The sequence below is a fragment of the Brevibacterium sediminis genome (genome assembly GCF_013623905.1).
Classification (GTDB): domain Bacteria; phylum Actinomycetota; class Actinomycetes; order Actinomycetales; family Brevibacteriaceae; genus Brevibacterium; species Brevibacterium sediminis.
The window spans coordinates 1-23514 of record NZ_JABKDD010000009.1 but is presented as its reverse complement, the minus strand read 5'-3'; the positions used below and the strand labels follow the sequence as shown (position 1 = coordinate 23514).

Here is a 23514-nt window from a genome sequence, read left to right as displayed (position 1 = left end):
CGCTACGTTGCAGGTCCAAGCACAGTACGTGGGCGGAAACCGTAACGAGGAAGGGCAAGTGCCCAAATGACAATGACTGATCCAGTCGCAGACATGCTTACGCGTCTGCGCAACGCCAACTCGGCTTATCACGAGGACGTCAGTATGCCGTTCTCGAAGCTCAAGTCGAACATCGCCGAGATCCTCAAGACCGAGGGCTACATCACCGGCTGGAGCGTCGAAGACGCCGAAGTCGGCAAGACTCTGCTCCTGGACCTGAAGTTCGGACCCAACCGGGAACGTTCGATCGCCGGCCTGCGCCGTGTGTCGAAGCCGGGACTGCGCGTCTACGCGAAGTCCACGAACCTGCCCAAGGTTCTCGGCGGCCTCGGCATCGCCATCCTGTCGACCTCGTCAGGCCTCCTGACGGACCGTCAGGCCGCCAAGAAGGGTGTGGGTGGGGAAGTCCTCGCCTACGTCTGGTAAAGGAAGGAGAGAAGAACATGTCACGTATTGGCAAGAACCCGATCTCCGTTCCCAGCGGCGTCGAGGTCAAGGTCGACGGCCAGGATGTCGCCGTCAAGGGACCTAAGGGCGAGCTGTCCGTCACCATCGCCGAGCCGATCACCGTATCGCTCGAAGACGGTGTCATCACGGTTGCCCGTCCGGACGAAGAGCGCGAATCGCGTTCTCTGCACGGACTGTCCCGCACGCTCATCAACAACATGATCGTCGGTGTGACCGATGGCTACTCCAAGGCCCTCGAGATCGTCGGAACCGGTTACCGTGTCCTGGCCAAGGGATCGAACCTCGAGTTCGCCCTCGGCTACAGCCACCCGATCGTCGTCGAACCGCCGGAGGGAATCTCCTTCAGCGTCGACGGTCAGACCAAGGTTGCTGTCCACGGAATCGACAAGCAGCTCGTCGGTGAGACCGCTGCCAACATCCGGAAGCTGCGCAAGCCCGAGCCTTATAAGGGCAAGGGTGTGCGCTACGCCGGCGAAATCGTCCGTCGCAAGGTCGGAAAGGCTGGTAAGTAACGATGGCCTTTGGCAAGAAGGAAAGCTACGGCAAAGGCAGGGCAGCTGCTCGCAAGCGTCGTCACGCTCGACTGCGCAAGCATGTCAGCGGCACGACCGAGCGCCCTCGCCTCTCAGTGACTCGCTCCACGCGCCACGTCTTCGTCCAGGTCATCGACGACACCGTCGGCAAGACCCTGGTCTCGGCCTCCACCATGGAAGCCGACCTGCGGACATTCGAAGGCGATAAGACCGGCAAAGCCCGCAAGGTGGGCGAGCTGGTTGCTCAGCGCGCCAAGGACGCCGGAATCGATTCCGTCGTCTTCGACCGTGGAGGCAATGCCTACCACGGCCGTGTGCAGGCAATCGCCGAAGGTGCCCGTGAAGGAGGATTGGCCCTATGAGCACTGAAGAGAACAAGGAACAGCAGGCAACTGCTGAGACCCGCACCGACAACAGCGGTGACCGTTCCTCCCGTGGCCGCGGCCAGGGTGGACAGGGCGGTCAGGGTCGCGGACGCGGCGAAGGCCGTGGACGCGGTGGTCGCAACGACCGTGAAGACAAGAACCAGTTCATCGAACACGTCATCACGATCAACCGCGTGTCGAAGGTCGTCAAGGGTGGACGTCGGTTCTCCTTCACGGCTCTCGTCGTGGTCGGTGACGGCGACGGCATGGTCGGCATGGGCTACGGCAAGGCGAAGGAAGTTCCTGCCGCCATCGCCAAGGGTGTCGAGGAAGCGAAGAAGAACTTCTTCCGCGTTCCCCGCATCCAGAAGACCATTCCGCACCCTATCCAGGGCGAGGAAGCCGCAGGCGTCGTCCTGCTGCGTCCGGCCGCTCCGGGTACCGGTGTCATCGCCGGTGGACCCGTTCGTGCGGTCCTCGATGCGGCAGGCGTCCAGGACGTCCTGTCCAAGTCGCTGGGCTCGGCGAACGCGATCAACATCGTGCACGCTGCGATCGCCGCGCTGAAGGGCCTTGAGCGTCCGGAAGAGGTCGCGGCTCGCCGTGGCCTGCCCGTCGACGAAGTTGCTCCGCACGCACTGCTGCGAGCAGCTGCTGAAAGTGGGGCGAAGTCCTGATGGCAAAGCTCAAGATTACTCAGCGCAAGTCCGCAATCGGATACCGTCAGAGCCAGCGTGACACGCTGCGTTCGCTCGGTCTCAAGCGGACCAACGACGTTGTGGTGCAGGAAGATCGCCCCGAGATCCGGGGAATGATCAACGCTGTCCGCCACATCGTGACTGTGGAAGAGGTCGATTGATATGTCGAACAACGACTCGCTGAAGCTGCACGATCTGCGCCCTGCTCCCGGAGCCAAGACCGCCAAGACCCGTGTCGGTCGTGGTGAGGCTTCGAAGGGTAAGACCGCCGGACGCGGAACCAAGGGCACGAAGGCCCGCTACCAGGTTCCGCACGGCTTCGAGGGCGGCCAGACCCCGATGCACATGCGTCTGCCCAAGCTGCGTGGATTCAAGAACCCCGCCAAGGTGGAGTTCCAGGTTGTCAACCTCGACAAGCTGTCCAGCCTGTTCCCCGAGGGCGGAGACGTCACCGTCGCCGATCTCGTGGAGAAGGGCGCTGTGCGTGCAAAGCAGCCCGTCAAGGTTCTCGGCACCGGTGAGATCACCGTTGCCCTGAACATCACTGCAGACAAGTTCTCCGGCTCCGCAGCCGAGAAGATCAAGGCTGCAGGCGGAAGCACCAACGAGGCCTGATCCGTTCCACTCGGAACGGATTCCCGGCTTCAACGCTGGTCAAAGGGGGCGGTCACTTCGGTGGCCGCCCCCTTCTGCATCCCTGAACGCCGGCGACGGTGGTCCGCATACCAGGCCGAGACCGGCCAGACGCCCTCTCGAACACCGCGTGAAACCGCTCCGATGCCATCTCAACCCCTGTCTGAAACCGCTCTGTGACCGCCTCGAACACAGGTTGCGCCGAGTCGCCGCGGGGCCTCGCCGGTTTCGGCCTGGAGGGCATACCCTGGTAGTCTTTTGCAGGTATTTGTCTCAATCGCCAGGTCGCGACCACGACTCTGACTTTTCATCCCCCAACGAGGAGGACGCTTGATCGGCGCAATCCGGAGGGCCTTCAGAACGCCCGACTTGAGGAAGAAACTCCTCTTCACCCTGGGCATTCTTGTCATCTTCCGACTCGGCTCGTTCATTCCTTCGCCTGGAATCGACTACACCAAGGTGCAGGAGTGCGTGGCTTCGCCTCAGCTCAATGAGGGCGGATTCGCCATGATCAACCTCTTCAGCGGCGGCGCGCTGCTGCAGCTGTCGATCTTCGCCCTGGGCATCATGCCGTATATCACCGCGAGCATCATCGTCCAGCTGCTGCGAGTGGTCATTCCTCGCTTCGAAGCCCTCCATAAGGAAGGTGCCTCTGGCCAGGCGAAGCTGACTCAGTACACTCGCTACCTCACCATCGGCCTCGCGATCCTCAACTCGACGACCCTCGTGGCGACCGTGCGCTCCGGTGCACTGTTCGGCGACGTCCAGAACTGCCAGGATCTCATCGCCAACGACACTTGGTGGGGCATTGCCGTCCTCGTCCTCACACTGACCGCGGGAACCGGCCTGATCATGTGGCTGGGCGAGCAGATCACCGAACACGGTGTGGGCAACGGAATGTCGCTGCTCATCTTCACGTCCGTCGCTTCTGCCTTCCCGTCCTCGCTCGGCGCGATCTTCCGCGAGCAGGGTGTCGACATCTTCATCATCGTCATGGCCGTCGGACTCGTCCTCATCGCCCTCGTTGTCTTCGTCGAGCAGTCGCAGCGCAGGATCCCCGTCCAGTACGCCAAGCGCATGGTGGGACGTCGGATGTTCGGCGGAACGTCGACCTACATCCCGATCAAGGTGAATATGGCCGGTGTCATCCCCGTCATCTTCGCCTCCTCGGTGCTCTACCTGCCGAGTCTGATCTCGCAGTTCTTCGACCCCGAATCCAAGGCAGTCGAATGGATCAACACCTACTTCACCCGCGGTGACCATCCTCTTTACATCACCGTGTATGCGCTGCTGACGATCTTCTTCGCCTACTTCTACGTAGCGATCACCTTCAACCCTGAAGAGGTTGCGGACAATATGAAGAAGTACGGCGGCTTCATCCCGGGTATCCGTGCCGGTCGCCCGACCGCCGAGTACCTCAGCTACGTACTCAGCCGCATCAACTTCCCCGGCTCGCTCTACCTGGCTTTCGTCGCCCTCATTCCGCTGATCGCTCTGGTTCTCATCAACGCCAACCAGAACTTCCCGTTCGGCGGCACCTCACTGCTGATCGTCGTCGGCGTCGGCCTCGAAACGGTCAAGCAGATCGACGCGCAGATGCAGCAGCGCCACTACGAGGGTCTGCTGCGCTGATTCGACCGGACGCTGACGTTCAGCGGACATTCCATTGGAAGGACACCTTATGAGTTCACGCATCATCCTGATCGGCCCTCCCGGAGCCGGCAAGGGCACCCAGGCCGCACGCCTGTCCGAGGCGCTCGGCGTCCCGGCCATCTCGACCGGAGACATCTTCCGGGCGAATGTGAAGGGTGAGACCGAACTGGGCAAGCTGGCCAAGCGCTACATGGATGCCGGCGAGTACGTGCCCGACGAGGTCACGAACTCGATGGTCGCAGATCGACTGGCACAGGACGACGCAGCCGAAGGCTTCCTCCTCGATGGATATCCTCGCACCAGCGCCCAGGTCGACGAACTCGACAGGATCCTCGCTGCAGAGGATAAGGCGATCGAGCACGTGGTCGAGCTCACCGCCGACACCGACGAGGTCGTCGCTCGTCTCCTCGCGCGTGCTCAGACCGAGGGCCGCAGCGACGACAGCGAAGACGTCATCCGCCATCGCCTCGACGTCTACGAAGAGCAGACCCAACCGCTGACCGATATCTACCGCAGCCGCGGTCTGCTTCGCCAGGTCGACGGACTCGGCGAAGTCAACGACATCACCGAACGCATCCTCTCGACCATTCGATGATCTTCGGACCACGTATCGAGCTGAAGACTCCCGCAGAGCTTGAGCTCATGCATCGGGCCGGGCAGCTGACAGCAGAAGTGCTCTCAGCGGCCCGGTCCGCGGCCGTTCCCGGAGCCACCACCGCCGAGGTGGACGCCGCTGCGGAAGCCGTCATCGACGCCGCCGGCGCCCGCTCGAACTTCAAGGGCTATCAGGGATTCCCTGCAGTCGTGTGCATATCCGTGAACGAGCAGATCGTCCACGGCATCCCGGGATCCCGTGTCCTCAACGCCGGGGACATCGTGTCGATCGACGGCGGCGCCGTCGTCGACGGCTTCCACGGGGACTCAGCGTTGACGATGATCGTCGGCGGCGACGAAGCAGGCACTGCATCCGACCGTGAGCTGTCCTCTGCCACCGAGGCGGCTATGTGGGCAGGCATCGCGGCATTCGCGACCGGTACGAAGGTCAGCGACATCGGCGACGCCATCGATGACTTCGTCTCCGAATCATTCCCCCACCTGGGCCTCGTCGAGGAATTCACCGGACACGGAATCGGCACCTCCATGCATATGGCGCCTGAGGTCCTCAACTACCGTGCACGCTCGAACGGCCCGAAGATCAAGCCCGGAATGTGCTTGGCGATCGAGCCGATGCTCACCACGGGAGGTGCGGACACGCGCACTCTCGCCGACGACTGGACTGTCGTGACGGCGGATGGGTCACGGGCGAGCCACTGGGAACACAGCGTGGCCCGCCATGACGGGGGAGTCTGGGTACTCACAGCCGCCGACGGGGGAGCGGCCGGGCTGGCGCCGTTCGGAATCACTCCCGTGGCTCCGAAAGACGCCTGAGGGGAGAACTCAGGCGGCCGGCATCTGCTTTCTCAGGGCAGACCTGCCGACGAAGTAGACTGCGGCGAAGGTTCCGGACGCCGCCATCAGTGCGAGTGCGAACATCCACGTGGCCGTCTCGGCGATGGTGAATCCGAAGATCTGGAATGCGCAGAAGGCGATGAAAGCCGTGATCGCTCCCGCCAGCAGTCCGGAGGTGCGGGCCGTCTGGTAGGCGCGCTGATCCAGTGTGTGCTTCTCGTCATGCATGTCGTGGCTCCTCGTCGCTTGGCTGCGATCTCGGTCCTGTCGGCACCGATCCTTGTGTCTTTACGGTAGAATCCGGCCATGACGAGTGTCCACAATGTCCCGAAACGTCGGACAGATGTGGGTGATCGGTATCGGATGACGCGGATCGCCTTCGACGTAGTCTCCGTTTTCGGGTGCCTGCAAGCCAGTGGACTGCCGGGACCCGTCATCGTCAGCGTGCTGCGTGAACACGGGTATTCCTCCTCGAGCGTTCACAATCAGCTCGTACGGATGGTCCAACGTGGCATCATCAGCAGCGAACGAATCGGGCGGGTCTCCATCTACCGTCTGAGCGAACAGATCCTCTCAGATTTCGGTGACATCGCAGGCGATCACGTCTTCCCCGACTATGCGGGGCGCTTCCACACCATCGTGTATTCGGTTCCGGAAGCTGAACGCGGACTGCGCGACCGACTGCAGTACATTGCGCGGAGCTTGGGATACAGACAGCTGAGACCGGGAATCCTCATCGGCTTCGCAGACCAGTCCAGACTGCTCTCGAAGAGACTGCCCCACATCCCTGTTCCCGGCTGGTCGGAGGCAGGAGTGCTGACCCCCGAGTCCCTCGCGGCGGCACGCAGGATGACGACTCGGGCATTCGAACTCGACGCTGCTCTCGCCCAGCTGCCGCCTCTGGAAGAGCGCATGAACGCATTGAGTTCGGGGGGTTCGGCACCCGGCACGGGTTGCGCAGGGCTGAGCCTGGGAAGCTTCTTCGATCTGTACTACGACGTCGCCCGTGCAGTGATGACCCACCCGCTGCTGCCGGAAACTCTCGTCGACGGGACTCAGCCGGCTTTGCGGTTCCGTGCGCTGATGCGGCAGTGCAATCTCGAATACTATCTGCGCTTCGATCAGCTGATCCGCGAGTGCGCGGGAGCAAGCTCATCCTTCGAACTCATCGAATGGCTGCCCGAAGACTGATCAGTGTCGGGTGTGGAGGCCATTGGACATGTCGGTCAGAGGGCCCAGGGCATGGTGGTCAGAGTATCCGGGCGATCCTCTTGACCGCTTCGGTGAGCAGAGGTCGGGGGAGTGCGAAGTTGAAGCGGATATGTCCGGCCCCGACCTGTCCGCAGAGTTGACCTTCGGTCACGGCCACCTCGGCGCGGGATCGGATGTGATCGGACAGGTTCGACTCCAGTCCATAGCCGCGCAGATCCAGCCAGGCCAGATAAGTGCCTTCCGGTTCGATATAGGCGGCACCCGGCAGCAGTGACCCGACGAGATCGGTGAAGTGGTCGCGGTTGCCTTTGAGGTAGCCGCTGACTTCGCTCAGCCAGTCATTCCCACGCGTGTACGCGGCGGTGGTGGCGAGTATCCCCGGGTTCGACGCGGCTCCCGAGACGAACTGTCCCCTCTTCGCCCAGACCTCGCGGTCGCTGGGGGAGGTGAGGATGAGCTGGGCGCATTTGAGGCCGGGGATGTTGAAGGCCTTCGACGCGGCTGTCGCTGTGGCGGTGTGGGCGGCGGTGGCCTCGGTGAGAGTGGCATAGGGAATGTGCCGCGCGGGGGCATAGACGACCGGTGCATGGATCTCATCGGAGAACACCCGGGCACCGGCCTTCTCCACGACGTCGGCGAGGGCCAGCAGCTCGGCCTCGGTGCAGACCTTGCCGATCGGATTGTGCGGATTGCACAGGACGAACGTGGCTCCGGGGGTCAGAGCGGAGGCGATGGCATCGAGGTCGAATGACCAGCCGGATTCCGATCGCAGCATCGGGACTTCGATGAGCTCGCGGCCTGTCACTCGCGCGACATCGAAGAACGGCATATAGGCCGGTGTCGGCAGCACGATCGGAGTGTCGGGTGGTGTGAGGTGGGTGAGGACGCCGAGGAACGCAGCCAGCACATCACTGGCCGGTTCGATGTGACCGACGGGGATCCGCCAGCCGTAGTGCTCGGAGCAGAAGCTCGAGGTCGCTGTTCTCAGGTCGGCGGTCAGGTCGGCGGGAGCGTAGCCGTAGAGGTCGCGATCGTCGATGGTCTGCAGCGACTGCCGTACCGCGGGAGCCACCCCGAAGTCCATCTCGGCGATGAAGGCGCCGATGGAGCCGGGGAAGGACGACCACTTGCGGCCGCCCTTCGCGACGAGGGACTCCTCGGTGATGGCATCGAAATCGGACATCTCTGTGCTCCTCTTTGGGGACTGCGTCGGGTGCGGTTCTCACGCTAGCAGTCGGGGCGGCCGCGGTGCGCTCCATTCGTCGTCAGGGGACATGGGAACGGTGCGCCGCCTCGGCGAAGATGGGATTGTAAGGGACTTCACGCTCAGAAGCGAACACCGTGTGGAAGATTCTTTCTCCGTAGTGTAGGGTTGATGATTGGTCTGTTCTCATTCAACTCACCCTTTTCCAGTTGTGGGCGGCTTCTGCCATCCACTTCTTTTATGTGGTGACGAGGACTGCAGACCGAGGGGTCACCGGTATTGAGTCGGTGATACACGATTACGTCGAACGCGAAGGTTTCGCGGGAATACGAGGTTAGCGAACGATATGGCCAAAAAAGAAGGGGTCATTGAGATCGAAGGCACCGTTGTCGAGGCACTGCCGAACGCATCGTTTCGGGTTGAGCTGAGCAACGGGCACAAGGTGCTCGCACATATCTCCGGAAAGATGCGTCAGCACTATATCCGCATCCTTCCCGAGGACCGGGTCATTGTGGAGCTGTCTCCATACGATCTCTCGCGCGGACGAATCGTTTACCGCTACAAGTAAGGATCTTCGATCATTCGCGTCCTGTCCGGCCGGGCAGGGACCGAAAGAAGGAAAAACGATGAAGGTTAAGCCCAGCGTCAAGAAGATCTGCGAGAACTGCCAGATTACCCGCCGTCACGGCCGGGTCATCGTCATCTGCTCCAACCCGCGCCACAAGCAGCGCCAGGGCTGAGCAGCTCGTTTCGAGCAGATCGAGGCTCCACAGCGGAGCCTCAGCAGCACCACACCCGCGCAAACCTCGCCATCTGCGTTCGGAGCCATGAGAAGTGAGAGCTTCCGGGGAACGGACACAGGACGATACCTCCGGTCGGGGGCCGGAGACCTTGGGAGACCGAGGACAGGTTTGCATCAGCACCTCCGAAACAACAACAGGAGACAGTACCCATGGCACGACTTGCCGGAGTCGACATCCCGCGTGAAAAGCGCGTGGAAGTCGCCTTGACTTACATCTATGGTGTGGGCCGCACCCGTGCGCGCCAGACCCTGACCGAAACGGGAATCAGCCCTGATACCCGTGTGAAGGACTTGAGCGACGCAGAGCTCGTCCAGCTGCGTGACTACATCGAGGGCACATTCCAGGTTGAGGGTGACCTCCGTCGTGAGGTGGCCGCCGATATCCGCCGCAAGGTCGAAATCGGAAGCTATGAAGGCCTGCGTCACCGCCGCGGTCTGCCGGTTCGCGGTCAGCGGACCAAGACGAATGCGCGTACCCGCAAGGGACCGAAGCGCACCGTGGCCGGTAAGAAGAAGTAACACGCTCACTCGGTTGGCTGAGGCCAACCACCTCGATCAGGAGTAGGACATATGCCTCCCAAGTCACGCGCCGCTACAGTGCGCAAGCCTCGCCGCAAGCTGAAGAAGAATATCGTTGCCGGCCAGGCTCACATCAAATCAACCTTCAACAACACCATCGTGTCGATCACCGATCCGACCGGTGCTGTCATCTCCTGGGCCTCCTCAGGTGAGATCGGCTTCAAGGGTTCGCGCAAGTCGACCCCGTACGCCGCTCAGATGGCTGCTGAATCGGCTGCTCGCCGGGCGCAGGAACACGGCCTGAAGAAGGTCGACGTGTTCGTCAAGGGACCGGGCTCGGGCCGCGAGACCGCCATCCGTTCGCTGCAGGCCGCCGGCCTGGAACTGGGAACCATCCAGGATGTCACTCCCGTTCCGTTCAACGGCTGCCGTCCCCCCAAGCGCCGCCGCGGCTGATCCTTCCGTGGAACTGCAACGGATGACGGGTGAGAGCCCGACATCGGTCGCAGAACGGATTCCCAGATAACCCGAACCGTTCTTCATGGTCTTTGAGGCCATGACGTGCAGTGCGAACGTCATATAGCGGATGTTCGCTGAAAGGAAGCCCACGTGCTCATTGCACAGCGCCCAACGCTCACGGAAGAAGTCGTCTCCGATAACCGCTCACGGTTCGCCATCGAACCGCTCGAGCCCGGATTCGGCTACACCCTCGGCAACTCGCTTCGCCGGACCCTGCTGTCCTCGATCCCTGGTGCCGCCGTCACGTCCATTCGGATCGACGGAGTGCTCCACGAGTTCAGCACCGTGCCGGGAGTCAAAGAGGATGTCACCGAGTTCATCCTCAACCTGAAGTCCCTGGTCGTATCGTCCGAATTCGACGAACCGGTCGTCGCCTACCTGCGCAAGCAGGGACCTGGCACCGTGACCGCTGCCGATGTCTCTGCTCCTGCCGGGGTCGAGATCCACAATCCGGACCTGCACATCGCCACACTGAATGGTGAGGGTCGTCTGGACATGGAACTGACCATCGAACGTGGACGCGGATACGTTTCGAGCGCTCAGAACAAGAACGCGGATGCAGAGATCGGCCGGATTCCGGTCGATTCGATCTACTCCCCGGTTCTCAAGGTCACCTACAAGGTCGAAGCCACGCGTGTCGAACAGCGCACCGACTTCGATCGTCTGGTCCTCGACGTCGAAACCAAGCCCTCGATGACCCCGCGCGATGCCATCGCATCTGCGGGCAAGACCCTGGTCGAACTCTTCGGCCTGGCTCGAGAGCTCAACGTCGAAGCTGAAGGCATCGAGATCGGACCCTCGCCTGTGGACGCGGCACTCGCCGCCGACCTGGCGCTGGCGATCGAAGATCTCGACCTGACCGTGCGCTCCTACAACTGCCTCAAGCGCGAAGGCATCCACACCGTCGGCGAACTCGTTGCTCGCAGCGAAGCCGACCTGATGGATATCCGCAACTTTGGTTCGAAGTCGATCGACGAGGTCAAGGCGAAGCTCAACGAGCTCGGCCTGAGCCTCAAGGACAGTCCTGCCGGGTTCGAAGCCGGTCTCGTTGATGAGGACCAGTCCTACGTCGAAGACGAACAGTACTGATTAAGACCTAGGAGTAACTGACAATGCCAACCCCAACCAAGGGTCCCCGCCTCGGCGGTTCGCCCACACACGAGCGCATGATGCTCAACAACCTGGCAGCCCAGCTGTTCGAGCACAAGCAGATCAAGACGACTGTGACGAAGGCCAAGCGCCTGCGTCCGGTTGCCGAGCGCATGATCACGAACGCCAAGAAGGGTGACCTGGCCGCACGTCGTCGCGTGCTCGGCCAGATCTCCGACAAGTCGATCGTGCACGAGCTCTTCACCTCGATCGCCGAAACGATGGCCGAGCGTCCCGGTGGATACACCCGTATCACCAAGATCGGCCCCCGTCCCGGCGACAACGCCCCGATGGCCGTCATCGAACTGGTCCTCGAGCCCTACTCGCCGAAGCAGGCAACCGTGAAGGAAGCCGAACAGGCCACCGCCGCTGCCGCTCCGGCAGAAGAGGCACCGGCTGAGGCTGAGGTCGTCGACGAGGCTCCGGCCGAAGACGCCGCAGTCGAGGCAGAGTCAGCCGAGGCTGACGCCGAGACCGCTGAAGAGTCCTCCGAGGCTGCCGAGGAGAAGTAAGCTCCTCGACCGACTCACGGCTCGGATCTCCGCAGCCGTGAGTCACACACTTCAGGCGGGCACCGACACAGGTGCCCGCCTGAAGTGTATTCACCGCTGGCGCGGGGACCGACAAGGACCTGCAGGCCGCCTCGGTGGGGTCAGTTCTCACGCACCTGTCCGACCACCTCGGCGTGAATGATTGCTCTTCGTTCCAATCATCGGTTTCGATTCAGATGATTGGAACGAAGAGCGATTACTCCGGTACGCAACCTGAGGTTCTCAACGCAATGTGATGTCACCGCATGAGTGACCGGCGCCCCGTCTGATCGGGCAGGCGTCTGCAGACGTACCGCGATCCGTTCAGTGCACGGACGGTGGGCAAGCCATGGGTCATACTGACGGCTCGATATGACGAAGGCCAGAACACCGTCGTGTCCCGGCCCTCGATCAGTTCGCGTCGGCTCTCGCTTCACGCGTCGGTTCTCACCTCACACGGGAGAGTTCCACGGATTCGTCGAACTCGATGTCAGAGGCCTCGTCGTGCTTGTAGGTGAAGCGACTGACGACGACGGCTACGATGAGGTTGACGATGAAGCCGGGAATGATCTCGTAGACCGCATCCGTCATCGGTGTGCTCACCTGGCCCCAGACGAAGGCCACGACCGCGCCGGAGAGCAGACCGAACAGGGCTCCCCAGTTGCTCAGACGCTTCCAGAACAGAGTGAGCAGGACGATCGGCCCGAAGGAGGCGCCGAAGCCTGCCCACGCGAAGGCGACGAGGTCGAGGATGCTGTTCGATGGTGAGATCGCGAGGACGACCGCGATGACGGCGACGACGAGCACGCCGAGGCGGCCGAGCAGTACGTAGGTCTTGTCCTGCAGCGTCCTCGTGGATCCGGTGCGCAGGGCGACGATCTTGAACAGATCCTCGATGAGCGCTGACGACGTGACGACGAGCTGCGAGGAGATCGTCGACATGATAGCTGCCAGCACCGCAGCCAAGACGAGGCCGGCGATGAACGGGTGGAAGAGGATCTGCGCGAGGTCGAGGAAGACGGTTTCGGCGTCTGCGGGTTCCATATCCGCGTGCTGAGAGAAGTAGGAGATGCCGACGATGGCGGTGGCGACGGCACCGAGCGCCGAGATCGCCATCCAGCCGACGCCGATGCGCCGAGCGACGGTGGCATCGGCGGGAGTGCGCAGGGCCATGAAGCGCACGATGATGTGCGGCTGGCCGAAGTAGCCCAGTCCCCAGGCCAGGGCGGACACGATCGACGCGATCGTCGCGAAGGTCCAGAATTCGTCTGAGCCGAAGAGGCTGAGCAGACCGGGATCGATTTCGGTGACGTTGTTGACTACCGTCGTCGGCCCGCCGGCGTTGATGACGGCGACGATCGGCACAGCCACCAGAGCAGCGAACATCAGCAGACCCTGGGCGACATCCGTGAGAGTCGCGCCGAGGAATCCGCCGAAGAGGGTGTAGATCATCGTGATCGCGGCGACGAGGAGCATTCCACCGAGGTAGTTGAGTCCGAAGCTCGACTCGAAGAATTTGCCGGCCGCCACCATGCCCGACGAGACGTAGAAGGTGAAGAAGACCAGAATGATGATGCCGCAGACGATGCGCAGCAGTCGTGTCCGGTCTTTGAGCCGCTGTTCGAAGAAGCTGGGGATCGTGATCGAGTCGCCGGCCTTCTCCGTGAACGCACGCAGCCGAGGCGCGACGATCTTCCAGTTGACCCAGGCGCCGACGGTCAGGCCGATAGCGATCCAGGCTTCGATGAGCCCGGAGACGTAGATGGCGCCGGGCAGACCCATGAGCAGCCACCCCGACATATCGGAGGCGCCGGCGCTCAGCGCGGCAACGCTGGGTCGCAGTCCACGTCCCGCGAGCATGTAGTCGTCGAGGTTGTTCTTCGTCTTGCGGTAGGCAAACCAGCCGATGGCCAGCATGCCGATGAAGTAGAGGACGATCGCGATCGTGCGGAAAGTGGTTTCCGACATTTGAGCTCAGCTCCTTCGATAGGCCGAGCCGACCTTACAGGACAAGAGGTCGCAGGTGTGAATTTCCTGTGCACCTCCTTGTTGCGAGAGTACACAGCGACACTGCTGGAGCGGCAGGCTCAGCCGAAGACGACGGTGCGATGGCCGTCCATGAGCACGCGGCCTTCGGCATGCCAAGCGACGGCCCGAGCGAGCACGGCCGCTTCGACGTCCTGACCGTGCCTGACGAAATCGGCGATCGCCTGATTGTGATCGACGCGGGCCACATCCTGTTCGATGATCGGCCCCTCGTCGAGGTCACTGGTGACGTAGTGGGCAGTCGCGCCGATGATCTTCACGCCTCGGGCATGCGCCTGATGGTAGGGCTTCGCGCCCTTGAAGCTCGGCAGGAACGAATGGTGGATATTGATGACCCGGCCCTCGAGGCGGGCGCAGAGGTCGGGGGAGAGGATCTGCATGTATCGGGCCAAGACGATGAGTTCGACCTCGAGGTCATCGACGAGAGTCGAGAGCCTCGCCTCGGCGTCGGCCTTCGTCTCCCGGGTGATCGGAATATGGTGGAAATCGTGGCCGTGGAATTCGGCGAGCGGACGCAGATCGGCATGGTTGCCGGCGACGCCGACGATGTCGATGGGCAGCTGACCGGCCGAATGCCGGAACAGCAGAGTGTTGAGGCAGTGCGCGGCCTTGGACACCATGATCAGGGTGCGGGTCTTCTTCTCCACCGGTTGCAGGCTCACAGTCATCGCGAACCGGGGAGCCACCTCGGCGAGTGCCCCTTCCACGGTCTGGGCCGTGGTCTCTGCAGGCGTCGAGAACTGCAGGCGCAGGAAGAACTGACGAGAATCGGGGGAGGAGAACTGCTGGGATTCGGTGATGTTGCCGCCCAGGCCCGCGAGCACCCCGGTCACGGCGTGGACGATGCCGGTCGAATCGGGGCAGGTGACTCTCAGGATCCATTCGCAGCTCATGGACTCGATCCTAATCGGTGGCTGCGCTCAACGCCCACTCCGAGTCGGCATCCGGATGGCGGTCGCGGCCCCGGAAGCAGGCGGCGTCGCTGTTAGCATGGTGCCGGGTGACGGCCGCGGTTTGCGCGCTGCCTCGCTCCCATCATCGGATGCCACAGGAGAGTACTCATGACCGAAAACTCGATGCAGGCTTCGCTTGCCGACATCGACCCGCAGATTGCCGAAGTCCTCGACCTCGAGCTGGGCCGCCAGCGGTCGACGCTCGAGATGATCGCCTCGGAGAATTTCGTCCCGCGCGCCGTGCTGGAAGCACAGGGGTCGGTGCTGACGAACAAGTACGCCGAGGGGTATCCCGGCAAGCGCTACTACGGCGGCTGCGAATACGTCGACGTCGCGGAGAACCTCGCCATCGACCGCGCCAAGAGCCTCTTCGGCGCCGACTACGCGAACGTCCAGCCCCATTCCGGTGCCTCGGCCAACGCCGCTGTCATGCACGCTCTGGCCCGTCAGGGTGACAAGATGCTCGGGCTGTCCCTGGCCCATGGCGGGCACCTCACCCACGGTATGAAGATCAACTTCTCCGGACGCCTCTACGATGTCGCCTCCTACGAGGTCGACCCCGATACCTACCGCATCGATATGGACAAGGTGCGCGAGAAGGCTCTCGAACACCGCCCCGAGGTCATCGTCGCCGGCTGGTCGGCCTACCCTCGTCAGCTGGACTTCCAGGCCTTCCGCGATATCGCCGACGAAGTCGGTGCGAAGCTGTGGGTCGATATGGCCCACTTCGCCGGACTCGTCGCCGCCGGTCTGCACCCGAACCCGGTGCCGTTCGCCGATGTCGTGTCCTCGACGGTGCACAAGACCATCGGCGGGCCCCGGTCCGGTTTCATCCTCGGCAAGGAGGAGTACGCGAAGAAGCTCAACTCCGCCGTGTTCCCGGGACAGCAGGGTGGACCGCTCATGCATGTCATCGCCGCGAAAGCCGTGGCGTTCAAGCTCGCGGCCTCTGCCGAGTTCAAGGAACGTCAGGAACGCACCGTGCGCGGTGCTCAGATCCTGGCTGAGCGCCTGCTGGCCTCCGACGTCGCTGACGCCGGAGCCACCGTGCTCACCGGCGGCACCGATGTCCACCTCGTGCTCGTCGACCTGCGCAACTCCGCCCTCGACGGACAGCAGGCCGAAGATCTTCTGCACTCGGTCGGCATCACCGTCAACCGCAATGCCGTGCCCTTCGACCCGCGTCCGCCGATGGTCACCTCGGGGCTGCGCATCGGCACCCCGGCACTGGCCACCCGCGGATTCGGCGACAACGAATTCACCGAGGTCGCTGACGTCATCGCCGAGGCGCTCAAGCCCGGTGCCGACGTCGAGGCACTCGCCTCACGCGTGAAGAAGCTGAGCGACGACTTCCCCCTCTACGAAGGACTGGAGCAGTACTGATGGGTGCACAGATCCTCGACGGCAGAGCCTGCGCGAAGCAGATCAAGGCCGAACTCACCGAGGCGGTGGCGACCCTGGCAGAATCCGGAATCGTTCCGGGCCTCGGCACAGTGCTGGTGGGGGAGGACCCCGGTTCGAAATGGTACGTCGCGGGCAAGCACCGTGACTGTGCCGAGGTCGGAATCAGTTCGATCCGCCGCGACTTGCCCGAGTCGGTAAGCCAGGAAGAGCTGCTGGCGGTCATCGACGAGCTCAACAAAGATGACGCCTGCACTGGCTACATCGTGCAGCTTCCGCTGCCGGACCATATCGACACGGACACGATCCTCGAAGCCATCGATCCGGCTAAGGACGCCGACGGTCTGCATCCGACCAACCTCGGCCGACTCGTGCTCAACGTGAACTCGGAGATCACCACTCCGCTGCCGTGCACTCCGCGCGGTGTCATCGAGCTGATCACCCGCAACGGCATCGATCTGGCCGGCAAGCATGTCGTGGTCATCGGTCGCGGGGTCACCGTGGGCCGGTCCATCGGTGCACTGCTGACTCGGCGTGAGCACAATGCGACCGTGACTCTGACGCACACCGGTACGCGCAATCTTGATGAGCTGTTGGCTCAGGCCGATGTCATCGTCGCGGCCGCCGGGGCGGCTCGCATCGTGAAGGCGGAGGCGGTCAAACCCGGAGCGATCGTCCTCGACGTGGGAGTCTCGCGTGAGACGGATCCGGAGACGGGGAAGTCGAAGATCGTCGGAGACGTGGATCCGGCGGTCGCCGAGGTGGCGTCCTGGGTCTCACCGAACCCCGGAGGCGTCGGACCGATGACTCGAGCCCTGCTGCTCAAGAATGTCGTCGACACCGCCCAACGCTCAGCAAACTGACCCCTATTACTACCTGACGGCGGCCCAGCAACCTCGCGCGAGGTTGCTGGGCCGCCGTCAGGTAGTTCTGGGAGGGTGGACGGTGCCGGGTGCTCAGTCCTCGGGGAACTTGAGCTCGAAGAAGACGCGCGGGTTGCCCGGGCCGGCATAGTCCTCGATGAGCTCTCCGCTGAAGCCCATGGAGGAGTGGAACGAGATCGCACCCGAGGACTCCGGCATCGTCGTCGCCTGCACCGAGGAGGAACCGAGCTGACGGGAATGGTCGATGAAGTGCTGGTAGAGATGACGGCCGATTCCCTGGTGACGGAAATCCGACCGCGCTGCCACCAGGTGGATGTAGGCAGGACCATCATGGGGAATGACGCCGAGCAGGTACCCGACGATCTCCGAACGGTAGCGGGCGACGAGCCCCGAGGTGACGAACTGACGGAACCAGTAGGCATCATGGTCACCGCTGAGATCGCGGTCTCCCCAGAAGTTGGCTTGGGCGTCGAGCAGGAATTCGCGCATCTCGCGGGCGTCGACCTCATCGAGCGGACTGATGCTCAGCTGCTCGGTGTCGATAGTTTCGTCAACGGCCATTGCGCCTCCTGATGTGTTCGTACTTACCCTCACTCTATAACGCCCCGTCCCGGAAGAATAGTGCGCTCCATGTCATCATAGATCACATGATTCGGATTGCTTCAGTCAACGTCAACGGAGTCCGCGCAGCATGGCGAAAGGGGATGCCCACCTGGGTCGATGCAGCGAAACCGGACTTCATCACCCTCCAAGAAGTGCGCGCCGCGAACGATATCGCGCACGGTGTCCTTGCCGACACCGGATACACCACGATCAGCCATGATGCCGAGGCGAAGGGCCGCGCCGGCGTCGCCGTGATGGCCCGCACCGAACCCGAGGCGGTGCGCGAAGGACTCGGCGACGACGGTTACTTCGACCGGGCCGGACGCTGGGTGGAGACGGACTTCCGCCTCGGCGACGGATCGCTTCTGACCCTTGTGTCCGCGTACGTCCATTCCGGTGAGGCCGACACCCCCAAACAGGACGACAAGTACCGGTTCCTCGACCGCATGATCGAACGGATGCCGCAGCTGGCGAAGACCGCCGACCATGTGCTCATCACCGGCGACCTCAACGTCTGCCACACCGAACGCGACCTGAAGAACTGGAAAGCCAACCGGAAGAAGTCCGGATTCCTCCCGGAGGAACGAGCCTACTTCGACAAGTTCTTCGGAGAGATCGGCTATGTTGACGTCCACCGCGAACTCAGCGGCGACATCGACGGACCTTATACCTGGTGGTCGATGCGCGGTCAGGCCTTCGACAACGACACAGGATGGCGCATCGACTATCAGATGGCCACTCCGGCCCTGGCCGAAACCGCGGTCAAGGCCACCGTGGACAAAGCCGACAGCTGGGCCGAACGCTGGTCGGACCACGCTCCGCTGGTCATCGACTACGACCTCCCGTCCGTCCAGGCCTGACCGCAGACCGAACGACAGACGAAGAGCCCGGGGCTCAGGACGAAATGTCCTGAGCCCCGGGCTCTTTGCTGTCCTCTCTGCGATCTGAGACGCAGGCAGCTTCAGAATCTCAACAGCAGCGGGCCTTGGGATTGCGGTCCTGCTCATCGGTGAGATCTCGCCAGAAGGCCTTCTCCTCCATCGCACCCTCACGGGTGCCGTGTCGGCGCTCGTAGGATTCGAGGTAGTGGATATAGGCGTTCTCGCCCATGATCTCCTTGAGGTACCAGTGGAGCCAGGCCCCGCCTCGGCGCAGGGATCCCCACGGATCGCTGGCGATGCGGGCGAGCGGATGTGCGGTGCTCATTCCTTCTGCCTTCCTGCTGCGTGTTCGTCCCACTGCGCCTGCAGCTCGCGCTCGGGCTTGCGAGCGATGAGACCGGCCGGAGCGAACATCTTCGTCTCGACGAAGGGCTCCTCCGTCGTCGGCAGGGACCCCTTCTTGATGGCCTCGATGGACTTCCAGACTGCCATGACGACGACCATCGCGACAAGAAGTGCGAAGACGATCGACAGGGTGCCCTGGACGAATGTGTTGCGCACGACTGCGCTCATCGCCGCGATGCCCTCGGTATTGCCCATCGAGGTCTCTCCGGCGGCCAGCGCGTCCTTGTATGCGAAGTGCTGAGCCCAGTAGCCGAGCTTCGGGTCGGAGGAGAAGATCTTCTGCCACGAGGCGACCATCGTGACCACCAGATCCCAGACCAGCGGGATGCCGGGGATCCACGCCCACTTGGCCAGACCCATCTTGCACACGATGGCGAAGACGACGGCCAGGGCAATCGCGGCCAACAGCTGGTTCGAGATGCCGAAGAGCGGGAACAGCGTATTGATTCCGCCGAGGGGGTCGGTGACTCCCATAAGCAGGATCGATCCCCAGGCGGCCACCATGATGGCCGTCGTCAGCCACGCACCTGGAGTCCACGAGGGGTCCCGGAACTTCTTCGAGAAGTTGCCGAGCGCATCCGAGAGCATGAAACGGGCCACGCGGGTACCCGCATCGATCGTGGTGAGGATGAACAGGGCCTCGAACATCACGGCGAAGTGGTACCAGAAAGACATCCAGGCGGGCCCGCCGAAGACGTTGTGGAGGATGTGCGCCATTCCCATCGCCAGCGTCGGGGCGCCGCCGGTGCGAGAGACGATGCTCTCCTCACCGACGTCCTTGGCCGCCTGATCGAGGATCTCCGGGCTCGTCTCCACCCCGGACATGCCCAAGGAGTTGTTGATGAAGTCCGCTGCGCCCTGCACTGTTCCGCCGGTGAGCGGTTCGGCGGCATTCATCGCGAAGTAGAGGCCCTTGTCGAGGCAGATCGCGGCGACCAGCGCCATGATGGCGACGAAGGACTCCATGAGCATGCCGCCGTAGCCGATGAGGCGAGCCTGCGTCTCCTTCTCGATGAGCTTCGGAGTCGTGCCTGAGGAGATGAGAGCGTGGAAGCCCGACAAAGCTCCACAGGCGATGGTGATGAACAGGAACGGGAACAGGGCACCGGCGAACGCCGGACCGGCCGAGTTGAACGCGAATTCGGTCAGCGCAGGCATCTGCACGGTCGGGTTGACGATGAGGATGCCCACAGCCAGCAGCACGATGGTGCCGATCTTCATGAATGTCGACAGGTAGTCGCGCGGTGCCAGCAGCACCCACACCGGAAGCACGGCGGCGAGGAATCCGTAGATCATCAGGCACCAGGCCAGAGTCACCTTGTCGAGGTGGAAGATCTCGGACCAGAACGGCGAGTTGTGGACCCAACCGCCGGCGATGATCGCGATGACGAGCAGCACGATGCCGATGACCGAGGTCTCGACGACCTTGCCGGGGCGCAGGTAGCGCATGTAGATGCCCATGAACACAGCGATCGGGATGGTCATCGCAATGGAGAAGACGCCCCAGGGGCTTTCGGCCAGCGCGTTGATGATGACGACGCCGAGGACCGCGATGAGGATGACCATGATGAGGATAATGCCGATGGAGGCGATGATTCCGCCCGTTCGACCGAGTTCATCGCGGGTCATCTGACCCAGCGATCGGCCGTTGCGTCGCATGGAGAAGAACAGCACCATATAGTCCTGGACACCGCCGGCGAGCACGACGCCGAAGACGATCCACAGGGTTCCGGGCAGGTAGCCCATCTGGGCTGCGAGGATCGGTCCCACGAGAGGGCCGGCACCGGAGATCGCCGCGAAGTGGTGGCCGAACAGGACCCGGCGGTCGGTCGGCGCGAAATCGCGGCCGTTGTCGTTGAGCTCTGCCGGGGTGGCTCGCTTCGGGTTCGGGCGGCAGATCTTCCATTCGATGAGCTTCGCGTAGAAGCGGAAGCCGATGAGGTAGCTGCCGACGGCTGCGGCGACGAACCAGCTGGCCGACAGCTCTTCACCGCGCACGAACGCGATCATCGACCAGCCCGCGCCGGCGATGAGGGCGATGGCCACCCACAGCACGATCTTCGCCGGTGTCCAGCGTGGCTTCTCGACCACGGCGACCGGCGGAAGGTCGCCCTCGGTCTTGATGTATTCGACCGACATAGTCCTCCTCCTTGAGAGACGACGCATCAGGTCCGTAGGAGATGACGCGTCGGGATTGTTGAGTTCTCAGCATGATCAGACCTTCGCTGGCCGCTGCTCGACAGATGTTCGAGAACTGGGAGACACCTTGGCGAATCATGTGATCTGGTACGAACTATACCGCTGGTCCGCGGCCGAGCGTGATCTCCGACACCAGACCGGACGCCTGAACAGACCCGACAGGGGAGATGGCATCATAGGACTATGACGAACTCTTCACAGCCACGCACTGTCTCAGGTATCCAAGCCACCTCCGATTCCCTTCATCTCGGCAACTACATCGGAGCCCTGCAGCAGTTCGTGACTCACCAGGAGTCGCACGATGCCTTCTACTTCATCGCGAACATGCACGCGATCACCGTCGAGCAGGACCCGGCCGAACTGCGGGAACGCACCCTGCGCACGGCCGCGCAGTTCATCGCCGCCGGTCTCGATCCGGAGAAGTCGACGATCTTCGTCCAGTCCCAGGTGCCCGCCCATCCGCAGCTGTCCTGGGTCCTCGAATGCACCACCTCGATGGGTGAGGCCAGCCGGATGACCCAGTTCAAGGACAAGTCCGCGAAGCAGGAGCATGTGTCCCTGGGGCTGCTCACCTACCCGGCGCTGATGGCCGCCGACATCCTCCTGTACAACCCGCAGCTCGTTCCCGTCGGTGAGGACCAGCGCCAGCACCTCGAGCTGACCCGCAACCTCGCCGAACGCTTCAACTATCGGTTCGGCAAGACCTTCACCGTCCCCGAGGCGCAGATCCTCAAGGCGACCGCGAAGATCTATGACCTGCAGAATCCGGGCGCGAAGATGTCGAAGTCCCAGCCCAGCCCGCAGGGACGCATCGACATCCTCGACGATGCGAAGGCCCTGACGAAGAAGATCAAGTCCGCCGTGACCGACGACGGAACCGAGATCGCCTTCGACCCGGAGAACAAGCCGGGCGTGTCGAATCTGCTGACGATCTATTCCTCCCTGACCTCACGTTCGGTCGACGATATCGTCGCCGAGTACGAAGGGAAGATGTACGGTCACCTCAAGGTCGACCTCGCCGAGGTGGCTGTGGAGACCCTGACACCGGTGCGGGAGCGGACGCTGGAGCTCCTCGAGGACCGGACCCAGCTGCAGGCGATCCTCGATCGCGGGGCGGAGAAGGCCAGCGCCATCGCCGAGGCGACCCTGCGCGAGGTCTATGACAAGATCGGCTTCATCTGATCGTGGCGAAGAAGAAACCCGAAGAGGGGCCGCTCAACCTCACACCGGATATGCTCCACACTGCTGCGCGGGTGGAGGACCGGTTCAACGGCTGGATCCAGAATCGGGCCACAGACCACGCCTATCATCGCACCGTCATCGCCTACGACACCTACGGCGGGACCGGTTGGGTGCGGGTGCTCGGACGCCTGGTGCTCACCCCGAACGGTCAGCCGGCCGCCGATGTCCACGCGAGCATCCGCGGGTGGAAGTCCTTCGTCAGTGTGCCTCTGCCCAATGACACCGCATGGGTGCGCGTGAACGACGAAGAGCATATGGTCACCTCCGATCGCGGAGGAATCATCGACACCGTGATCCCCGGAGACTTCGAGCCGGGGGAGACGGAGATCGAACTGTGGACCGACGGCTCGCTCGTCGACTCTGCCGCTGTGCGCATCATCGGCGAGGACTCGACCTTCGGCATCATCTCCGATATCGACGATACGGTCATGGTCACTTCGCTGCCGCGTCCCTTCCTCGCCGCGTGGAACACCTTCGTCCTCAGCGAGCATGCGAGGTCCCCGGTGGCGGGAATGGCCGTGCTCTATGACCGGATCACCTTCATGCGCCCGGACACTCCGATGGTCTATCTGTCGACGGGGGCGTGGAACTCTGCCTTGACGCTCAAGCGCTTCCTGTCCCGCAACCTCTATCCGATGGGCCCGCTGCTGCTCACCGACTGGGGTCCGACGACGACTCGGGTGTTCCGGTCAGGCAAGGAGCACAAACGCAATTCGCTGGAACGTCTGGCCAGGGAGTTCCCGTGGATGAAGTGGCTGCTCATCGGTGACGACGGGCAGAACGACGAGGAGATCTACGGGGAGTTCGTCGAGAATCATCCGAAGAATGTCGCCGCCGTGGCAATCCGACAGCTCACCGTCGGTGAGGCCGTGTGGGCCGGTGGACGGTCGAAGCGCCACGGTCGCGGCCAAGGCGTGCCGTGGATCTACGCCCCTGACGGTGCTGGTCTGGCCTCTCGTCTGACGGAACGAGGAATCATCTCGACGATCTGAACGGAACCTCACCGCTACCTGACGGCGGCCCAGCAACCTCGCGCTGGAGTGGTCCCCAATAGTTGGACTGCTGTGAGGTCAGCATGAAGCAGTTGCCGGCTGTCCGGCTGTGGCGGTCTTGGTCCGATACTCCAT

General features: G+C 62.9%; 28 protein-coding genes. 21 read left to right on the top strand and 7 right to left on the bottom strand.

Annotated elements, in window-relative coordinates:
- Nucleotides 1–66 precede the first annotated feature (66 nt).
- The 9 genes from rpsH to map all read left to right on the top strand — a co-directional run bounded on the left by rpsH (nucleotide 67) and on the right by map (nucleotide 5817).
- Complete coding sequence (gene rpsH / locus HK108_RS12620; protein WP_025777918.1) at nucleotides 67–465, top strand: 30S ribosomal protein S8; 399 nt, start codon at nucleotides 67–69, stop codon at nucleotides 463–465.
- A gap of 17 nt (nucleotides 466–482) precedes the next feature.
- A complete protein-coding gene (rplF, locus tag HK108_RS12615) occupies nucleotides 483–1019 on the top strand; it encodes a 50S ribosomal protein L6 (protein ID WP_025777917.1) in 537 nt (178 codons plus the stop codon).
- A gap of 2 nt (nucleotides 1020–1021) precedes the next feature.
- A complete protein-coding gene (gene rplR, locus HK108_RS12610; protein ID WP_092015640.1) occupies nucleotides 1022–1402 on the top strand; it encodes a 50S ribosomal protein L18 in 381 nt (126 codons plus the stop codon).
- Nucleotides 1399–2082: a 30S ribosomal protein S5 gene (gene rpsE, locus HK108_RS12605; RefSeq protein WP_216657189.1), complete on the top strand. Its 684-nt coding sequence runs from the start codon at nucleotides 1399–1401 to the stop codon at nucleotides 2080–2082. Before rplR ends, rpsE begins: the two co-directional genes overlap by 4 nt.
- Nucleotides 2082–2264, top strand: a complete 183-nt coding sequence (gene rpmD / locus HK108_RS12600; protein ID WP_025777914.1) for a 50S ribosomal protein L30 — start codon at nucleotides 2082–2084, stop codon at nucleotides 2262–2264. Before rpsE ends, rpmD begins: the two co-directional genes overlap by 1 nt.
- Nucleotide 2265: 1 nt before the next feature.
- Nucleotides 2266–2718 (top strand): 50S ribosomal protein L15, encoded by a 453-nt coding sequence (gene rplO / locus HK108_RS12595; protein WP_101546948.1) that lies wholly within the window; start codon nucleotides 2266–2268, stop codon nucleotides 2716–2718.
- Between the two features lie 348 nt (nucleotides 2719–3066).
- Nucleotides 3067–4368, top strand: coding sequence for a preprotein translocase subunit SecY (gene secY / locus HK108_RS12590; RefSeq protein ID WP_139468549.1), 1302 nt, complete (start codon nucleotides 3067–3069; stop codon nucleotides 4366–4368).
- 49 nt (nucleotides 4369–4417) lie between these two features.
- Nucleotides 4418–4984, top strand: a complete 567-nt coding sequence (locus tag HK108_RS12585; RefSeq protein WP_139468548.1) for an adenylate kinase — start codon at nucleotides 4418–4420, stop codon at nucleotides 4982–4984.
- The gene (map, locus tag HK108_RS12580) at nucleotides 4981–5817 is read left to right on the top strand and encodes a type I methionyl aminopeptidase (protein WP_181271776.1); all 837 of its coding nucleotides are present in this window, start codon (nucleotides 4981–4983) and stop codon (nucleotides 5815–5817) included. The genes HK108_RS12585 and map overlap by 4 nt, the downstream gene beginning before the upstream one ends.
- A gap of 9 nt (nucleotides 5818–5826) precedes the next feature.
- On the opposite strand, the gene HK108_RS12575 is transcribed toward map, so the two are convergent.
- Nucleotides 5827–6066, bottom strand: a complete 240-nt coding sequence (locus tag HK108_RS12575) for a hypothetical protein (protein WP_181271775.1) — start codon at nucleotides 6064–6066, stop codon at nucleotides 5827–5829.
- A gap of 78 nt (nucleotides 6067–6144) precedes the next feature.
- Between HK108_RS12575 and HK108_RS12570 the strand changes: the two genes are divergently transcribed.
- Entirely contained in the window at nucleotides 6145–7029 is an 885-nt protein-coding gene (locus tag HK108_RS12570) for a PaaX family transcriptional regulator (RefSeq protein ID WP_139468545.1), read from the top strand.
- 58 nt (nucleotides 7030–7087) lie between these two features.
- Here the strand turns inward: HK108_RS12570 and HK108_RS12565 are convergent, their stop codons facing one another.
- Nucleotides 7088–8233, bottom strand: a complete 1146-nt coding sequence (locus HK108_RS12565) for a MalY/PatB family protein (protein ID WP_181271774.1) — start codon at nucleotides 8231–8233, stop codon at nucleotides 7088–7090.
- Between the two features lie 367 nt (nucleotides 8234–8600).
- On the opposite strand from HK108_RS12565, the gene infA reads away from it, so the two are divergent.
- The 6 genes from infA to rplQ all read left to right on the top strand — a co-directional run bounded on the left by infA (nucleotide 8601) and on the right by rplQ (nucleotide 11755).
- Nucleotides 8601–8822 carry a translation initiation factor IF-1 gene (infA, locus tag HK108_RS12560; RefSeq protein WP_009379245.1) on the top strand — a complete coding sequence of 74 codons (222 nt, stop codon included), beginning with the start codon at nucleotides 8601–8603 and terminating at the stop codon, nucleotides 8820–8822.
- A gap of 58 nt (nucleotides 8823–8880) precedes the next feature.
- Nucleotides 8881–8994 carry a 50S ribosomal protein L36 gene (gene rpmJ / locus HK108_RS12555; protein WP_009884960.1) on the top strand — a complete coding sequence of 38 codons (114 nt, stop codon included), beginning with the start codon at nucleotides 8881–8883 and terminating at the stop codon, nucleotides 8992–8994.
- 212 nt (nucleotides 8995–9206) lie between these two features.
- Nucleotides 9207–9575 (top strand): 30S ribosomal protein S13, encoded by a 369-nt coding sequence (gene rpsM, locus HK108_RS12550; RefSeq protein ID WP_025777905.1) that lies wholly within the window; start codon nucleotides 9207–9209, stop codon nucleotides 9573–9575.
- A 51-nt stretch (nucleotides 9576–9626) separates the two neighbouring features.
- Nucleotides 9627–10031, top strand: a complete 405-nt coding sequence (gene rpsK / locus HK108_RS12545; RefSeq protein WP_025777904.1) for a 30S ribosomal protein S11 — start codon at nucleotides 9627–9629, stop codon at nucleotides 10029–10031.
- A gap of 153 nt (nucleotides 10032–10184) precedes the next feature.
- Nucleotides 10185–11183, top strand: coding sequence for a DNA-directed RNA polymerase subunit alpha (locus tag HK108_RS12540; protein ID WP_025777903.1), 999 nt, complete (start codon nucleotides 10185–10187; stop codon nucleotides 11181–11183).
- 23 nt (nucleotides 11184–11206) lie between these two features.
- Entirely contained in the window at nucleotides 11207–11755 is a 549-nt protein-coding gene (gene rplQ / locus HK108_RS12535; protein WP_139468543.1) for a 50S ribosomal protein L17, read from the top strand.
- Nucleotides 11756–12220: 465 nt separating this feature from the next.
- Here rplQ and putP read toward each other — a convergent pair whose 3' ends face one another.
- Nucleotides 12221–13741, bottom strand: a complete 1521-nt coding sequence (gene putP, locus HK108_RS12530) for a sodium/proline symporter PutP (RefSeq protein WP_181271773.1) — start codon at nucleotides 13739–13741, stop codon at nucleotides 12221–12223.
- A gap of 119 nt (nucleotides 13742–13860) precedes the next feature.
- Nucleotides 13861–14712 (bottom strand): formyltetrahydrofolate deformylase, encoded by an 852-nt coding sequence (gene purU, locus HK108_RS12525; protein ID WP_139468541.1) that lies wholly within the window; start codon nucleotides 14710–14712, stop codon nucleotides 13861–13863.
- A 168-nt stretch (nucleotides 14713–14880) separates the two neighbouring features.
- Between purU and glyA the strand changes: the two genes are divergently transcribed.
- Nucleotides 14881–16155, top strand: a complete 1275-nt coding sequence (gene glyA, locus HK108_RS12520; protein ID WP_139468540.1) for a serine hydroxymethyltransferase — start codon at nucleotides 14881–14883, stop codon at nucleotides 16153–16155.
- The gene (locus HK108_RS12515; RefSeq protein ID WP_172173581.1) at nucleotides 16155–17036 is read left to right on the top strand and encodes a bifunctional methylenetetrahydrofolate dehydrogenase/methenyltetrahydrofolate cyclohydrolase; all 882 of its coding nucleotides are present in this window, start codon (nucleotides 16155–16157) and stop codon (nucleotides 17034–17036) included. The genes glyA and HK108_RS12515 overlap by 1 nt, the downstream gene beginning before the upstream one ends.
- A 93-nt stretch (nucleotides 17037–17129) precedes the next feature.
- Here HK108_RS12515 and HK108_RS12510 read toward each other — a convergent pair whose 3' ends face one another.
- Nucleotides 17130–17618, bottom strand: coding sequence for a GNAT family N-acetyltransferase (locus HK108_RS12510; protein ID WP_181271772.1), 489 nt, complete (start codon nucleotides 17616–17618; stop codon nucleotides 17130–17132).
- Between the two features lie 86 nt (nucleotides 17619–17704).
- On the opposite strand from HK108_RS12510, the gene HK108_RS12505 reads away from it, so the two are divergent.
- The gene (locus tag HK108_RS12505) at nucleotides 17705–18520 is read left to right on the top strand and encodes an exodeoxyribonuclease III (RefSeq protein WP_139907308.1); all 816 of its coding nucleotides are present in this window, start codon (nucleotides 17705–17707) and stop codon (nucleotides 18518–18520) included.
- Nucleotides 18521–18629: 109 nt separating this feature from the next.
- Here HK108_RS12505 and HK108_RS12500 read toward each other — a convergent pair whose 3' ends face one another.
- Nucleotides 18630–18866 (bottom strand): CstA-like transporter-associated (seleno)protein, encoded by a 237-nt coding sequence (locus HK108_RS12500; RefSeq protein WP_181271771.1) that lies wholly within the window; start codon nucleotides 18864–18866, stop codon nucleotides 18630–18632.
- The gene (locus HK108_RS12495; RefSeq protein ID WP_181271770.1) at nucleotides 18863–21085 is read right to left on the bottom strand and encodes a carbon starvation CstA family protein; all 2223 of its coding nucleotides are present in this window, start codon (nucleotides 21083–21085) and stop codon (nucleotides 18863–18865) included. Before HK108_RS12495 ends, HK108_RS12500 begins: the two co-directional genes overlap by 4 nt.
- Before the next feature lie 243 nt (nucleotides 21086–21328).
- On the opposite strand from HK108_RS12495, the gene trpS reads away from it, so the two are divergent.
- Together trpS and HK108_RS12485 are read left to right on the top strand one after the other, a co-directional pair.
- Nucleotides 21329–22327: a tryptophan--tRNA ligase gene (gene trpS / locus HK108_RS12490; RefSeq protein ID WP_172173569.1), complete on the top strand. Its 999-nt coding sequence runs from the start codon at nucleotides 21329–21331 to the stop codon at nucleotides 22325–22327.
- A gap of 2 nt (nucleotides 22328–22329) precedes the next feature.
- The gene (locus HK108_RS12485; protein ID WP_139468533.1) at nucleotides 22330–23379 is read left to right on the top strand and encodes an App1 family protein phosphatidate phosphatase; all 1050 of its coding nucleotides are present in this window, start codon (nucleotides 22330–22332) and stop codon (nucleotides 23377–23379) included.
- Nucleotides 23380–23514 lie beyond the last annotated feature (135 nt).

Excerpts from the sequence above, each read along its gene's own strand:
- infA (WP_009379245.1), top strand. The coding sequence starts at position 8,601 with ATGGCCAAAAAAGAAGGGGTCATTGAGATCGAAGGCACCGTTGTCGAG.
- HK108_RS12570 (WP_139468545.1), top strand. The coding sequence starts at position 6,145 with ATGACGAGTGTCCACAATGTCCCGAAACGTCGGACAGATGTGGGTGAT.
- HK108_RS12505 (WP_139907308.1), top strand. The coding sequence starts at position 17,705 with ATGATTCGGATTGCTTCAGTCAACGTCAACGGAGTCCGCGCAGCATGG.
- HK108_RS12510 (WP_181271772.1), bottom strand. The coding sequence starts at position 17,618 with ATGGCCGTTGACGAAACTATCGACACCGAGCAGCTGAGCATCAGTCCG.
- rpmD (WP_025777914.1), top strand. The coding sequence starts at position 2,082 with ATGGCAAAGCTCAAGATTACTCAGCGCAAGTCCGCAATCGGATACCGT.
- HK108_RS12495 (WP_181271770.1), bottom strand. The coding sequence starts at position 21,085 with ATGTCGGTCGAATACATCAAGACCGAGGGCGACCTTCCGCCGGTCGCC.
- rpmJ (WP_009884960.1), top strand. The coding sequence starts at position 8,881 with ATGAAGGTTAAGCCCAGCGTCAAGAAGATCTGCGAGAACTGCCAGATT.
- rplO (WP_101546948.1), top strand. The coding sequence starts at position 2,266 with ATGTCGAACAACGACTCGCTGAAGCTGCACGATCTGCGCCCTGCTCCC.
- rplF (WP_025777917.1), top strand. The coding sequence starts at position 483 with ATGTCACGTATTGGCAAGAACCCGATCTCCGTTCCCAGCGGCGTCGAG.
- glyA (WP_139468540.1), top strand. The coding sequence starts at position 14,881 with ATGACCGAAAACTCGATGCAGGCTTCGCTTGCCGACATCGACCCGCAG.
- HK108_RS12585 (WP_139468548.1), top strand. The coding sequence starts at position 4,418 with ATGAGTTCACGCATCATCCTGATCGGCCCTCCCGGAGCCGGCAAGGGC.
- putP (WP_181271773.1), bottom strand. The coding sequence starts at position 13,741 with ATGTCGGAAACCACTTTCCGCACGATCGCGATCGTCCTCTACTTCATC.
- purU (WP_139468541.1), bottom strand. The coding sequence starts at position 14,712 with ATGAGCTGCGAATGGATCCTGAGAGTCACCTGCCCCGATTCGACCGGC.
- HK108_RS12575 (WP_181271775.1), bottom strand. The coding sequence starts at position 6,066 with ATGCATGACGAGAAGCACACACTGGATCAGCGCGCCTACCAGACGGCC.
- rplQ (WP_139468543.1), top strand. The coding sequence starts at position 11,207 with ATGCCAACCCCAACCAAGGGTCCCCGCCTCGGCGGTTCGCCCACACAC.
- HK108_RS12565 (WP_181271774.1), bottom strand. The coding sequence starts at position 8,233 with ATGTCCGATTTCGATGCCATCACCGAGGAGTCCCTCGTCGCGAAGGGC.
- HK108_RS12500 (WP_181271771.1), bottom strand. The coding sequence starts at position 18,866 with ATGAGCACCGCACATCCGCTCGCCCGCATCGCCAGCGATCCGTGGGGA.
- rpsK (WP_025777904.1), top strand. The coding sequence starts at position 9,627 with ATGCCTCCCAAGTCACGCGCCGCTACAGTGCGCAAGCCTCGCCGCAAG.
- rpsE (WP_216657189.1), top strand. The coding sequence starts at position 1,399 with ATGAGCACTGAAGAGAACAAGGAACAGCAGGCAACTGCTGAGACCCGC.
- rpsM (WP_025777905.1), top strand. The coding sequence starts at position 9,207 with ATGGCACGACTTGCCGGAGTCGACATCCCGCGTGAAAAGCGCGTGGAA.
- HK108_RS12515 (WP_172173581.1), top strand. The coding sequence starts at position 16,155 with ATGGGTGCACAGATCCTCGACGGCAGAGCCTGCGCGAAGCAGATCAAG.
- rpsH (WP_025777918.1), top strand. The coding sequence starts at position 67 with ATGACAATGACTGATCCAGTCGCAGACATGCTTACGCGTCTGCGCAAC.
- rplR (WP_092015640.1), top strand. The coding sequence starts at position 1,022 with ATGGCCTTTGGCAAGAAGGAAAGCTACGGCAAAGGCAGGGCAGCTGCT.
- trpS (WP_172173569.1), top strand. The coding sequence starts at position 21,329 with ATGACGAACTCTTCACAGCCACGCACTGTCTCAGGTATCCAAGCCACC.
- map (WP_181271776.1), top strand. The coding sequence starts at position 4,981 with ATGATCTTCGGACCACGTATCGAGCTGAAGACTCCCGCAGAGCTTGAG.